The sequence below is a fragment of the Paraburkholderia sp. genome (genome assembly GCF_035501035.1).
Classification (GTDB): Bacteria; Pseudomonadota; Gammaproteobacteria; order Burkholderiales; family Burkholderiaceae; genus Paraburkholderia.
Map to the genome: position 1 here is coordinate 54,416 of NZ_DATJWR010000243.1, position 12,924 is coordinate 67,339.

Consider the following 12,924-nt stretch of genomic DNA (forward strand, 5'->3'; position numbering starts at 1 on the left):
TGTGTGTCGTTCGAGTTTCGCTCAGGCGCTCGCGTGCAGCACTGCCGTCTCGGCTGCCTGTGCGTTGCCTTCGTCGCCATGACCTGCCATGTGACGCCCAAGCACTACGCGATCCGCCTCGCTTGCCACCGTCTCGTAGACGAGCCGTCCTTCGGCCATCACGACGATACGATCGGCGAGTTCCAGCAGTTCATCGAGGTCTTCGCTCACGAGCAGCACGGCCGCACCGGCGTTGCGCGCCGCGAGAATGCGGGCGTGGATGTCGGCCACGGAGGCAAAGTCGAGCCCGAACACGGGATTCGCAACGATCAGCACGTTCACGGCCTGCCCAAGCTCGCGCGCCAGCACGGCGCGCTGCACGTTGCCGCCGGAAAGCGTGCCGATGGCGCGCTCGGGCAGTGGCGGCCTCACGTTGAACTCGGCGATAAGCCCCTCGGCGCGTGCACGCATGGCGCGGCGGTCGAGCCGCCATCCCCACCGCCGCAGCGGTGCGCGGTCGAAATCGCGCAGCGCCATGTTTTCGGCCACGCTCATGCCGGCGACGCACGCATTGCGCAGCGGCTCCTCGGGAAGGGCGTACACGCTCAGGCGAGTCATCGCTTCGCGCGTCGCGGCATAGGGCGCGCCCTCTACGCTCATCTCACCCGACTCGACCTTGCGCTGGCCAACGAGTGCTTCGATCAGTTCCTTCTGGCCATTGCCGGAGACACCCGCGAGCCCGAGAATTTCGCCTGCGCGCACGCTCAACGATGCCTCGCGCACGGCGGCGTGCCCGCGGTCGTCAACCACCGAAAGGTTCGAGAGCGCGAGGCGCACCGGTGCGTCGGGCGAGTGCGGCCGGCGCGCAATCCTTGCCTCGCCAGTGTCTTCAGTGGCGCCCTCACGCGTTTCGGCGCTCGCGTCGCTGCCCATCATCCAGGTGGCCAGCCGGTCGCGGTCAGTGTCGGCAACCGCGCAGGTGCCGACGAACCGCCCCTTGCGCAGCACGGTCACGTTGTCCGCATAGGCCATCACTTCGCGGAACTTGTGCGTGATCATCAATACGGTGAGCTCGCCACGCGAGGCGAGCGCACGCATCAGACCGAGTACTTCGTCGGCTTCCTGGGGTGTGAGCACGGAAGTCGGCTCGTCGAGAATCAGGAAGCGTTGCTGCAGGTACAGTTGCTTGAGGATTTCGAGTTTCTGCTTCTCTCCGGCCGCGAGAGACGACACGGGAGCCGCGAGTTCGAGGCGAAACGGCATCTGGCGCATGAACGCTTCGAGCGCGGTGCGCTCGGCCGTCCAGTCGATCCTCCATGGCAGCTTGCCGCGCGCGAGGACCAGGTTCTCCTCGACGGTAAGCCCGGCCGCCAGCGTGAAGTGCTGATAGACCATGCCGATGCCGAGCGCCTGGGCGTCGCGCGGGGACGCAATATGCACCTCGCGCCCGTCGGCCAGAATATCGCCTTCGTCGAGCACGCCATAGCCGACGAGACCCTTCACGAGCGTGCTCTTGCCCGCGCCGTTCTCGCCGAGCAGGGCGTGGACGGTTCCGGGCGCCACCTTGAGCGTGACGTCGTCGAGCGCACGGAACGCACCGAACGACTTGCTCGCGCCGATCACCTCGACGCCAAGTGCGCGCGTCGCGGTAGCCATGATCAGCGCTCCAGGGCGGCGACGAGCGCTGCCGAATCGGAGACCGTGCCGAACACGCCGCCCTGCATGAGGACCATGTTGAGCGCGGCTTCGTGATTGCCCTTGTCAGTGGCGCCGCAACAGTCGGCGAGCAGGGTGCATTCGAAACCTCGGTCGTTCGCCTCACGCATTGTCGTGTGGACGCACACATCGGTCGTGATGCCCGTGAGCACGAGGTTGGCAATACCGCGCGTGCGCAGGATCAGCTCCAGGTCCGTCGCGCAGAACGAGCCCTTGCCGGGCTTGTCGATGATGATCTCGCCTGGCAGCGGCGCGAGTTCCTCGATAATCTCCCAGCCCGGCTCGCCGCGCACGAGAATGCGGCCGCACGGCCCGTCGTCGCCGATGCCGACGCCGTTCGTGCCCGCCTGGCGGCTGCGCCAGCGCTTGTTCGCGGGCAGGTCGGAGAGGTCCGGGCGATGCCCTTCACGCGTGTGGATGATCGTGAAACCGAGTCCGCGCATGAGGCCCAAAACACGCTTGATCGGCTCGATCGGGGCGCGGGTGAGCGAGAGGTCGTAGCCCATCTTGTCGACGTATCCGCCGTAGCCGCAGAAGTCGGTCTGCATGTCGATGATGACGAGCGCCGTGTTGTCGGGCCGCAGGTTGCCGTCGTAGGGCCAGGGGTAAGGACGAGCTTCGATGTACTGAGTCATTTTCATTCTCCGAGCACGCGCTTTCGGGAGCGCGCGCGATTCTGGATTCGTTCGTTCGTTCGGTCAGGCGGCGTGCGCCTTTACGTTCAGCGCGTGAGGCTCAGTTCGCCAGGCGCGCCCGCCAATGTGCGATCGGGACGGCAGTTGACGATCATGAGCGCCAACGTCAGCACGTAAGGCGCGGCGTTGAAGAGGTAGTAGCCGCTGGTCACACCGATTGCCTGCAGGGCTGGACCGAGCGCGCCGGCGGCGCCGAACAGCAGCGCGGCCCACAGACAGCGCAGCGGCTGCCAGCGCGCGAAGATCACGAGCGCGACGGCCATGAGGCCCTGGCCGCTGGAGAGCCCTTCGTTCCAGCTCCCGGGATAGACGAGCGAGAGATAGGCGCCGCCCACGCCCGCGAAGAGGCCACCCACCGCCGTCGCCATGACGCGCACGCGCGTGACGGGATAGCCCATCGCTCGGGCGCTTTCGGCGTTCTCGCCCACGAGTCGCAGCGTCATGCCCCAGCGCATCGAGCGCAGGCCCCACTGCAGGACGACGGCGAGCACGACGCCAATCACGAAGAGCAGGTTGATGTGCAGCGCGTTGTGCACCTGCGGCGAGGCTGCCCACGCGCCGAGATCGATCGACGGGAGCATAGGCGCCTGCGGTTCGATGAACGGCTTGCCGAGATAGAACGCGAGGCCGGTGCCAAACAGCATGAGCGCGATGCCGAACGCGATATCGGAAACGCGCGGCAGCGAGCAGACGAGCCCATGCAGGCAGCCGAGCACGAGACCTGCCGCTGCCGCCGCGAGCACGCCGATCCAGGGCGAGCCCGAGAGATACGAGCCCGCGTAGCCGCACATGGCGCCGGAGACGAGAATCCCCTCGAGGCCGAGGTTCACGCGGCCGCCCTTCTCGGTGAGGCACTCGCCGAGGCTCACGAACAGATAAGGTGTACTCACGCGGATGGCGCCCGCGAAAAGCGAAAGCAGCAGCACCGCAATGGGCGAATGGAGGTCAGACATGGTGGGTACGTTCCAGTGAAACGGAAGTGGCTTCGAGCGCGGCGGCCTGCAGCTTCACGCGCCAGGCGGCAAGGCGGGGACCGAGCGCCTCCCACGCCAGCAGGTTCGCGAAAAGCAGGCCCTGCAACACGAGCGTGGCGGCGTCGGGCAGGTCGAGGCGGCGTTGCAACAGGCTTCCGCTCGCCTCGATGCCGCCCACCATCAGCGCGCAGACGATCACGGCGAACGGATTCTGGCGCGCTGCGAACGCCACCAGGATGCCCGCATAGCCGTAGCCCGAGAGCAGCGACGCATTCGCGCTGCCTTGCACGGCCGCGACTTCGAACATCCCGGCAAGCCCCGCCGATGCCCCGCCGAGCGCACAGGCCGCGAGCGCGAGCCCGCCCACCGGCAGGCCGACGAGACGCGCCGCACGCACGTTGCCACCCGTCACGCGCATGGCAAAGCCGAGCGTGCTGTGACGCACGAGCACCCAGGCGCCGAGACACGCGAGCGCGCCCCAGAAAAGGCCCCAGTGCACGTCGAGACCCGGCAGCGAGCCGATGGTCATGGCGTCGGGCACGGGCAGCGTCGAGGGCTTGTTGAGGCTGGCGGGATCGCGCAACGGTCCTTCGACCAGAAACTTGAAGACCGCAATCGCGATGTACGACATCAGCAGGCTGCTGATGGTCTCGTTGACGCCGCGCCATTGGCGCATCGCGCCCACTGCGCTGATCCACAGGCCGCCCGCCAGCATGCCGGCGATGGCCATCAATGGCGTGGCGACGAACCACGGCGTGGCGTGCGGCAGGCACTGCGGCACGACGGCCGCAGCGAGGCCGCCGAGCGCGAGCGCGCCTTCGCCGCCAATCACGATCAGGCCGACCTGGGCGGGCAGCGCGACGCATAGCGCCGTGAGCATGAGCGGCGCGGCGCGCAGCAGGGTGTTCTGCCATGCGAACGACGAGCCGAACGCGCCTTTGGCGATGAGGCCAAGTGCGTCAGCGGCCGGTTGCCCCTGAGCGAGCAGGAAGGCGCCAAAAAGCACGAGCGTCGCCACGATGGCACACACCGTAGGCAGCGCGGGCAACACGGCAAGCAGCAAACGCGCGACGCCTGCAGGCAGTCTTCGCGGCCGCCCGTGAGCGGGAGAAAGGGAAACGGACATCACAACTCCTGGCGAGGACGCATTCGATCCTCAAATCTGGCCAACCACTCCGGCAACCAGGTAGTTCATGCTTTCGAGCGCGATATCGGTCTGCGCGTAGCCCGTACCGGCTGCAATGGCGCTACCGCCCTTGTTGTCCTTCATCGGCCCCTTGAAGATCACGTAGTTGCCCGCGACCATCTTCGCCTTGACTGCATCGGCATTTGCGCGGGCATCGGGCGTCACCTTCGCACCGTACGGCGACATCTTCACGAAGCCTTCGCACAGGCCGCCGCGCAGGACGTTGGGTTGCGGCTTGCCTGTCTGCGCGTTGGCGACGAGCAGCTTGTAGGGCGTCGCCCAGTCCCATTCGGCGCCGGTCAGATAGCCCTTCGGCGCGAGCGCCGCCTGGCTTGCGTGGTAACCGCAGCTCATCGCGCCACGCTTTTCGGCCGTCTCGATCACGACCTTCGGTCCATCCACGTGGCACGTGAGGACGTCGCAACCCTGATCGACGAGGCTGTTCGCGGCTTCCGCCTCCTTCACCGGCATGGACCAGTCGCCCGTGAAGATCACGTGCGTGGTGATCGACGGATCCACCGACTGCGCGCCCAGCGTGAACGAGTTGATGTTGCGCAGGACCTGCGGAATGGGCTTGGCCGCGACGAAGCCAAGCTTCTTCGTCTTGCTCGCATGACCCGCCACGACGCCGTTCAGGTACTGGCATTCGTCGATGTAGCCAAAATAGCTCGAGATGTTGGCCGGATTGCCGCTCTTCCACAGGCCGCCGCAGTGTGCGAAGCGAACCTTCGGATATTTCGCGGCCATCTTCAGCACGTGCGGATCGAAGTAGCCGAACGAGGTCGCGAAGATCAGCGTCGCGCCGTCCTGCTCGATCATTGCCTCCATCGACTTTTGCGCGGCGACGGTCTCGGGCACGTTCTCTTCCTCGACGACCTTCACGTTAGGCAGCTTCTTGATGACGGCGGCCGCCTGCGCCTGGGCCTGGTTGTAGCCGTAGTCGCCGCGTGAGCCGACGTAGATGACGCCGACCGTGAGCGGCTCCGCGCCGAAGGCCAGGTCGAACGGGAACGCGCTGCCGAGGGCGAGAGCGCCGGCACCCTTGAGAAAATTGCGACGGTTGGTCATGGCTGGATTCCTCGTGAAATCAATGCGTTGAATTTAGTCCTGCAAAGCAGGTGGGGTTTGCGCTTCAGCCGCAATGGCGAGCCACGCGCGCCAGCCGCCGAACGCGGTGATGTCGTGCGCGCCGCTGCCCGGTCCGACCGCCGCAGGCTCGCAGATGAAGCCCTTGACTGTGCGCCCGTCGGCCGTCTGCACGTTGCCGATGCCGAGCGGCGCCGGCACCTGGGCGACGAAGGCGCCGAAGTTGCGCACGGGCACCTCCCAGAGCTCGATCTCGATGGGCTGGCCAGGTTCGTTCGGTGTACGTACCAGTGCGGGCTTGGCCGGCGTCGTGCCGGCGAGCGCATAGAGCCGGTATTGGGAAGACGTGCGGGTCGTCTCGACAAAACGCGCACCAGCCTCTAGCAGTTGCCAGCACAAAGGCTGCCCGCGCAGATGCGCGCCGACTACGGCGAGCGTCACCGTCGGCTCTTCGAACGGGAGGGGTTTCGCGGCGATGGGGGTCGCGTCGTCGGCTGCGGCGTGGGCCATGAAGAGCGCCTGGATCTGCGCGCCGAGTACGGCGAGCCGCTGGTCGGCCCCCGCAGGAGCGATAAGCGTGACCCCCGCGGGCAGGCCATCCGCCCGACGCACGCCCGGCACAGCGAGCGCGCACATATCGAGCAGATTCACGAAGTTGGTATAGACGCCAAGCTGACTGTTCGCGCGGATCGGGTCCGCGTGCACGTCGTCGAAGGTCGGATGGGTGGGGGTGGTCGGCACGATCAGGACATCGACTGTCTCGAACAGCGCTTCGACTTCGCGGCGCAGTGCGGCAAGCGCGTACTGTCCGTTGAACGCGTCGGCGGCGCTGTAGCTGTCCGCCTTCGCGATGACTTCGGCGACGACGGGATTGATATCGGCGCGATGAGTTTCGAAGAAGGAACCGAGCGCCGCACGTCGCTCGGCCACCCAGGGGCCGTCGTACAGGAGCGCCGCGGTTCGCTGCATGGGTTCGAACGGCACCTGTACCGGCGTTAGCGCAAGGCGTGTGGCGATCGTATCGAGCGTGGCTGCGAAGGCGTGCTGCGCGTGCGCGTCTCCGAAGAACGTCAACGGCTCCGGCACAGCGAGGCGCACCGGTGCATGGGCAAGTCCGAGTGACGGTACGCGGCGCGCGTAGCCGTCCTGCCTGTCGTACTTCGCCATCTGCAGCAGGACCTGCCACGCGTCGCCGACATCGTGCGCGAAGATCGAGACGCAGTCGAGGCTCCGGCATGCCGGTACCACGCCGCTCTTGCTCACGAGGCCAGGTGTCGGCTTGAGGCCCACGAGTTCGTTGAAGCCCGCGGGCACACGCCCCGAGCCGGCGGTATCGGTGCCGAGCGAAAACGCGACGAGCCCGGCCGCAACCGCGACTGCCGAACCCGAACTCGATCCGCCGGAGATGTGCGCATCGGATTCGAACTGTCGCACGCCGCCATATGGCGAGCGCGTGCCGACGAGGCCTGTCGCGAACTGGTCGAGATTCGTCTTGCCGACGAGGATCGCGCCGGCGTCGAGCAGCCGGTCGACGGCGAACGCCGACGTGCCGGGCGTGTACGCGAAGGCATCGCAGGCCGCGGTGGTCGGCATGCCCGCGACATCGATGTTGTCCTTCACCGCGAACGGAACGCCAAAGAGCGGCATGCGCTCGAAGACGGCGGCGCCCAGACGCGCGTGCGCTTCTTCGAGCGCGGCGGCGCGGCTGGCGAGATCGGCGGCGCTCACGCGCGATACCCAGACTTCGGGGCGACTGGAGGTTTCGATCCTGGCTATGAGCGTCTCGACGACTTTACGAGGCGTCGTGCTTTCGCTGGCATAGGACTCGAGCAGGGCACGGACCTTGATACGGGTGTCTTTAAACATGAGTTCAATCTTGAATACAAGTTGGGACTCAAGTTAGCAGCAACTGTGCCAGCTACGGGGGATTGGCCTGAAGTCCCTGCGGGACAAGGCTTTTCACGTTGGCGTGAGCGTCGGGACGGCTTGCGCCCGTGATCCAGTCTGGGTCGCGATGGGCCCGGATTGGTGCACGTATCCCGTGCATCGTGCGCAAGCTTGCGAAAAGGTTTCAGATGCCGGGCAGCGGTGATGGTCCGCTCGGATCGTGGGGGAGACGGGTTCCGGCATGCTCGAAGGACATTCGAGGCCGGTGTCGGGGACTTGTCGGGGAGGGCGGCTCGACAGCTGCGTGCTCTGGCTGCCTGCCCGGCTTTGCCGGGGCGTTCGGTTCCATACGCCGGAAACGTTGCACTATCTGGGTGTCAGCTTTCCTGCCGCCGAGAGGCGCGCCCTCGCTTGCGCAGTGCCGGGCCACAAGGTGCACATTCTGCGCGAGCAAAACGTCCGGGCCGTCGATGCAGGAGGGCGCACATGTGCGTACCGAACTGAACTGCTTCATGGGCGCTTCAATCGATGCCACGATCGACGAAGGAGTGTCCGCGCCAGTGCCGATTCGCCGCGCGCTTCACGTCGCGCGGCGAATCCGGTTTCGCAAATCACGTGCGCTTGGCGGTGCGCAACGAATCCGGCGGCCATGCGAAAAAAACCGGCCTCTCCGATCGGCTGAGGCGAGGCCGGGTCTCGCAGCCAGATTCGATCACCTCTCCGAAAGAATCTGCCGGATAGCTTGCTCGAATGCCTCGGCGGGTTGCGCGCCGGTCAGCAGATAGCGGTCGTTGAAAATGATGGACGGCACCGAATGGATTCCCATGTTCTGATATTTCGCTTCTTCTGCACGCACCTCGCTCGCATAAGCGTCGCTTTGCAGGACGGCGCGAGCCTCTGCAGCATCGAGTCCTGTCGATTGCGCGGCCTCGACGAGAACATCATGGTCGCTAGTGGATTTGCCCTCGCCATGATAGGACTTCAGGAGCGCCTCTTTGAGCGCTACCTGTTTGCCCTGGAGGTTGGCCCAATGCAGGAGGCGGTGCGCATCGAAGGTGTTATAGATGCGCTCGCGCTTGCCGAATTGGAATCCCACCTTCGCCCCGCGCTCGCGCAGTTCGGCCTGCGCCTCTGCCACCTGTTGCGGCGTGCGTCCATATTTCCTGCCGATGTGCTCGACCAGCACTTCGCCTTCGCTCACCATCTGCGGATTCAGCTCGAACGGATGCGCGACCAATTCGACGTCGACAGTGTCGCCGAGGCGCGACAGTGCAACTTGTAGCGAGGAGAGGCCGATGGCGCACCACGGGCACGCGATATCGGAGACAAAATCGATTCTGAGCGGTTGCTTCATTGCTTTCCTGGGAGACGTGACTGGGCGCGAGAAATGGCCCTTGCGAGGCGGATTTCCAGACGCGCGGGGGAGTGAATGGCATTCTGGACGACTTTCAGCGCGCAACTACCGCAGGTCGCGACACTTCAGTTGTTCCGCTACATCAATAATGGCCTCGGGGCGTCACTTCCAGCAGCGCAATGCGCATTCCGGAAGCGGCCTTGAACATCATTCGCGAATCGATCGCTGCGCCCACACCTGGGCAATGGAGAAATGTGCCTGGAAACCCGGTTTTCCCCACACTGTGCGTCGACGGATATTGACTAAGCTACTGTTGTTTGGTGGATGCAGTGATCGAGCACCGTTTTTAATTAAAAATGTATGGGAGAGCGTACATGTCATCCTGCCGCAGGCTATGCCTTTATCCTCTTACGTCGCTTTTGTTTTCTTTCGGAATCCTTGCAACGATATTGAGCGCACCGGCATCCGCCGCGGTATTGCCGGACAAGACGCTCGTGTTCTGTTCGGAAGGCAGCCCGGCGGGTTTTGACTCGGCACAATACACGACTGGCCTCGAATTCTCGGCCGCGTCGTACACGGTCTACAACCGCCTCGTCGAATTCGAGCATGGCGGCACAAAAGTCGAGCCGGGTCTCGCGCAATCTTGGGAGATTTCACCGGATGGCCTGACCTATACGTTTCACCTGCGCCATGGCGTCAAGTTCCATACGACGTCGTTCTTCAAGCCCACGCGCGAGTTCAACGCCGATGACGTCATGCTGACTTTCGAGCGGATGTTCGACCCGAACAATGCGTTTCGCAATGCGTACCCCGTCCAGTTTCCGTATTTCAAGGACATGGGACTCAATGAGAGCATCTCGAAGATCGAAGCGCTCGATCCCTACACCGTGCGCTTCACCATGAAGACGGTGAACGCACCATTCCTCTCGGAACTGGCGATGCCGTTCGCATCGATCATCTCGGCCGAATACGCCGATCAACTGATGAAGGCCGGCAAGGCGTCCGATATCAACCTTTACCCCGTGGGAACGGGTCCGTTCATCTTCGTCAGTTATACGAAGGATGCGACGATTCGCTTCGACGGCAACCCTGACTACTGGAAGCCGGGCGTTGTGCGGGTGAGCAAGCTGATCTTTTCGATCACACCGGACGCTGCTGTGCGTGAGCAGAAGCTGATCAAGAACGAATGCCAGGTCATGACGTACCCTCGACCACAAGCCATCGCATCGCTGGAGAGCGATCCAGAGTTGCAGGTGCTACACCAGGTCGGCTTCAATCTCGGGTTACTGGGGTACAACACGACACACAAGCCTCTCGACAAGGTCGAGGTAAGACAGGCGCTCGACATGGCGATCAACAAGAAGGCGATTATCGATTCGGTGTATGCGGGGGCTGGGCAGTTGGCGACAAACCCGATGCCGCCCACCCAGTGGTCCTACAACAAAGCGCTCAAGGATGCGCCTTACGATCCGGACAAGGCGAAGGACATGCTCGCAAAGGCGGGATTTCCGAACGGCTTTGACATCACGCTGTGGGCGATGCCTGTGCAACGCCCTTACAACCCCAATGCGCGACTGATGGCGGAGATGATCCAGGCGGATTGGGAAAAGATCGGCGTGCACGCCAAGATCGTCACTTACGAGTGGGGCGAATACATCAAGCGTGCGCATGCGGGCGAGCACGACGCAATACTGATCGGTTGGACTGGAGACAACGGCGATCCGGACAACTGGCTTGGGGTGCTTCTCGGCTGTGCGTCGGTGAACGGCAGCAACTTTTCCAAGTGGTGCTACCCGCCATTCGAGGATCTGATCCAGAAAGGCCGTGCCACAACCGACATCTCGGCGCGCACCGCCTACTATATGCAGGCGCAGGAGATCTTCAAGCAGCAAGTGCCGTTCACGCCTATCGCGCATTCGACCGTTTTCCAGCCAATGCGCAAGAACGTGACGGGCTTCAAGATCGATCCGTTCGGTCCAACCCAGTTCTGGAATGTTGGACTCAAATGATCCGGCGATTCGTCGTGGCATTGGCGCTCGTCGTTTCGGCGGCGCACGCGCAGACCACCGACTTCTGGGGAGCGCGTCTTCCCGATCCGCCGACGCAGTTCATTTTCGGCTACGGCTCGCTCATCAACACGCCATCGCACGAGTCCACGGCCGGCAAGCCGGTTGCTGCGATTCCGGTGCGCGTTTCGGCGGCGTTCGGCTATGTGCGCAGCTGGAATGACCGCGCGCGCTCGGGGTTCACGGCGCTCGGCCTGCGGCGTCCGTTCAAGGGCGAGGCGCCGATGACGATCAATGGAGTGATCTATCCCGTTGTCGGCAACGACATGTCCGCGTTCGACGAACGCGAGAAGGGCTACGTGCGCGTCGAGGTGCCGCGCGCGCTCATCGAGGCCGTGTCATGGCAACCGCTGCCGGCGCAGGGGACTGTCTGGGTCTACGTGCCGAAAGTCGAAGGCAAGGCGCCGGGCGAAGGGCTTCCGGTGCCGGACGCGAGTTTTCCGCTCGTCGAGTCGTATATCGATGTCGTGATCGAGGGTGGCCTCGAGTACGGACCAGAATTCGCGCGCGAGATCATCGAGACGACGCGCGACTGGAGTCCCTATTGGCTCAACGACCGCGCGCTCGCACGCCGGCCGTGGGTGTTCAACAAACAGTTCGCGACGGTCGATGCGCTGCTCGCGACATCGGCGCCCTGCTTCGAACAGCGGGCCTTCTCCGAGGACTATGCCGCGAGGAGCGCGGCGATCGCCAAACGTAAAGGCGACGTGTGTCTTCGGCAGGAGCACGCCCGCTAGACCGCGGGGTTTCCGCTCAGTCGCCCATGCCGGGGGCGGGGCGGCTTCTTTCGCTCAAGTCCGGACCGAAGCTGCCGTAATACGAGTGTTCGGATTATTCTCGATGCATCGTGACACACACCAGGACCCAGCCTGCTGCGGATCTTGCCGCGCTGATCGAAACCGTGCAGCGTAACGAGCGCGCGCTGAAGTGCTTCCAGGAAGTCGAGCTGCGCCTGATCGGTGCGCACGACTGGGGCGCCTTTCTCGAAGGGGCGTTCGTCTACCTGCCCGAGGTGCTTCGGCTCACCTCGGTCACGATCTGGCTCGACGGCCGCGCGCCGCTGCTGCGCGACCTGCTCGAATCCGGATGCGGCCGCGCCGACCTCGAGGCGAACCTGAAAACCGGGGTCCAGGGCGGCCTGGCGTTGTCCCGGCTGTGCGTGGCACATCGCCCCTGGCTTGGCCGCGTGAGCGAGCTCGACCCCGCCACGGGCGAGACATTCTTCGGCGCGCAGGCCGCAACGGGCAGCGCGATCGTGCTGCCGCTGGTCAATCGCGCGCAGGTGCTCGGGTATCTGTGCGTTGCGAGCGAAGACCCCGAGCGCTTCGATGCCAGCATGGCGACCGATCTGCTCACGCGCTTTGCCAGCGTCGCGGCGGCCAGCCTCGACAACGTCGCGCATCGCGAGCATCTGCGCACGACCGGCGTGACCGATCCGCTCACGGGCCTGTCGAACCGCCGCTACTTCGACGAGCGTCTGCACCAGGAAATACGGCGCGCGAGCGCTCATGCGGCGCCCATGTCGTGCCTGTTCATCGACATCGATCATTTCAAGCAGATCAACGACACCCACGGCCACGCGCTGGGCGATCTCGCATTGGGCGCCGTCGGCACCTGCCTGAAGCAGCACGTGCGCGTGGGGGACACCGTGTCGCGCTACGGCGGCGAAGAGTTCGTCGCGCTGCTCATGTGCGATCTGCACGACGCGCTGGCCGTTGCCGAGCGTATCCGCCGCGCGATCGAGGCCATCGAGCTGCATGACGACCAGGGCGCGCGCATCGCGCTCAGCGTGTCGATTGGCGTTGCCGCGTATCAGCTGAACGCCGGGGCAGCGGCAGCCGGGACACCTGAAGCCCTCGCGCGCACGTTGCTCGACGAGGCGGATCAGGCGATGTACCAGGCCAAGCACCAGGGGCGCAACCGCGTTTCCCTGCTCGCTGCGCACAGCTGACTCGTTTCTACGAAAAATGTAGTAAAAACA

At 64.6% G+C, this 12,924-nt stretch carries 10 protein-coding genes; 3 read left to right on the forward strand and 7 right to left on the reverse strand.

Going from position 1 to position 12,924, the window contains the following annotated elements; genetic code table 11:
- Positions 1–21: 21 nt before the first annotated feature.
- The 7 genes from VMJ11_RS18110 to VMJ11_RS18140 form a co-directional block, all read right to left on the reverse strand.
- A complete protein-coding gene (locus VMJ11_RS18110; RefSeq protein WP_325620768.1) occupies positions 22–1,635 on the reverse strand; it encodes an ABC transporter ATP-binding protein in 1,614 nt (537 codons plus the stop codon).
- A 2-nt stretch (positions 1,636–1,637) separates the two neighbouring features.
- Complete coding sequence (locus tag VMJ11_RS18115; RefSeq protein WP_325620769.1) at positions 1,638–2,330, reverse strand: isochorismatase family cysteine hydrolase; 693 nt, start codon at positions 2,328–2,330, stop codon at positions 1,638–1,640.
- 86 nt (positions 2,331–2,416) lie between these two features.
- Positions 2,417–3,343 carry an ABC transporter permease gene (locus tag VMJ11_RS18120; RefSeq protein ID WP_325620770.1) on the reverse strand — a complete coding sequence of 309 codons (927 nt, stop codon included), beginning with the start codon at positions 3,341–3,343 and terminating at the stop codon, positions 2,417–2,419.
- Positions 3,336–4,490, reverse strand: a complete 1,155-nt coding sequence (locus VMJ11_RS18125) for an ABC transporter permease (RefSeq protein WP_325620771.1) — start codon at positions 4,488–4,490, stop codon at positions 3,336–3,338. Before VMJ11_RS18125 ends, VMJ11_RS18120 begins: the two co-directional genes overlap by 8 nt.
- A 30-nt stretch (positions 4,491–4,520) precedes the next feature.
- Positions 4,521–5,618, reverse strand: a complete 1,098-nt coding sequence (locus tag VMJ11_RS18130) for a BMP family ABC transporter substrate-binding protein (protein WP_325620772.1) — start codon at positions 5,616–5,618, stop codon at positions 4,521–4,523.
- 33 nt (positions 5,619–5,651) lie between these two features.
- Positions 5,652–7,502, reverse strand: a complete 1,851-nt coding sequence (gene atzF, locus VMJ11_RS18135) for an allophanate hydrolase (protein WP_325620773.1) — start codon at positions 7,500–7,502, stop codon at positions 5,652–5,654.
- A gap of 733 nt (positions 7,503–8,235) precedes the next feature.
- A complete protein-coding gene (locus VMJ11_RS18140) occupies positions 8,236–8,877 on the reverse strand; it encodes a DsbA family oxidoreductase (RefSeq protein ID WP_325620798.1) in 642 nt (213 codons plus the stop codon).
- Between the two features lie 374 nt (positions 8,878–9,251).
- Between VMJ11_RS18140 and VMJ11_RS18145 the strand changes: the two genes are divergently transcribed.
- From VMJ11_RS18145 to VMJ11_RS18155, 3 genes are all read left to right on the forward strand, one after another.
- On the forward strand, positions 9,252–10,886 hold the full coding sequence (locus tag VMJ11_RS18145) for an ABC transporter substrate-binding protein (protein ID WP_325620774.1): 1,635 nt from the start codon (positions 9,252–9,254) through the stop codon (positions 10,884–10,886).
- The gene (locus VMJ11_RS18150) at positions 10,883–11,680 is read left to right on the forward strand and encodes a gamma-glutamylcyclotransferase family protein (RefSeq protein WP_325620775.1); all 798 of its coding nucleotides are present in this window, start codon (positions 10,883–10,885) and stop codon (positions 11,678–11,680) included. Before VMJ11_RS18145 ends, VMJ11_RS18150 begins: the two co-directional genes overlap by 4 nt.
- A 110-nt stretch (positions 11,681–11,790) precedes the next feature.
- A complete protein-coding gene (locus VMJ11_RS18155; RefSeq protein WP_325620776.1) occupies positions 11,791–12,894 on the forward strand; it encodes a sensor domain-containing diguanylate cyclase in 1,104 nt (367 codons plus the stop codon).
- Positions 12,895–12,924 lie beyond the last annotated feature (30 nt).

Bases quoted from the DNA above. Each gene is read 5' to 3' on its own strand.
- VMJ11_RS18110 (WP_325620768.1), bottom strand. From the start codon at position 1,635: ATGGCTACCGCGACGCGCGCACTTGGCGTCGAGGTGATCGGCGCGAGC.
- VMJ11_RS18115 (WP_325620769.1), bottom strand. From the start codon at position 2,330: ATGACTCAGTACATCGAAGCTCGTCCTTACCCCTGGCCCTACGACGGC.
- VMJ11_RS18120 (WP_325620770.1), bottom strand. From the start codon at position 3,343: ATGTCTGACCTCCATTCGCCCATTGCGGTGCTGCTGCTTTCGCTTTTC.
- VMJ11_RS18125 (WP_325620771.1), bottom strand. From the start codon at position 4,490: ATGTCCGTTTCCCTTTCTCCCGCTCACGGGCGGCCGCGAAGACTGCCT.
- VMJ11_RS18130 (WP_325620772.1), bottom strand. From the start codon at position 5,618: ATGACCAACCGTCGCAATTTTCTCAAGGGTGCCGGCGCTCTCGCCCTC.
- atzF (WP_325620773.1), bottom strand. From the start codon at position 7,502: ATGTTTAAAGACACCCGTATCAAGGTCCGTGCCCTGCTCGAGTCCTAT.
- VMJ11_RS18140 (WP_325620798.1), bottom strand. From the start codon at position 8,877: ATGAAGCAACCGCTCAGAATCGATTTTGTCTCCGATATCGCGTGCCCG.
- VMJ11_RS18145 (WP_325620774.1), top strand. From the start codon at position 9,252: ATGTCATCCTGCCGCAGGCTATGCCTTTATCCTCTTACGTCGCTTTTG.
- VMJ11_RS18150 (WP_325620775.1), top strand. From the start codon at position 10,883: ATGATCCGGCGATTCGTCGTGGCATTGGCGCTCGTCGTTTCGGCGGCG.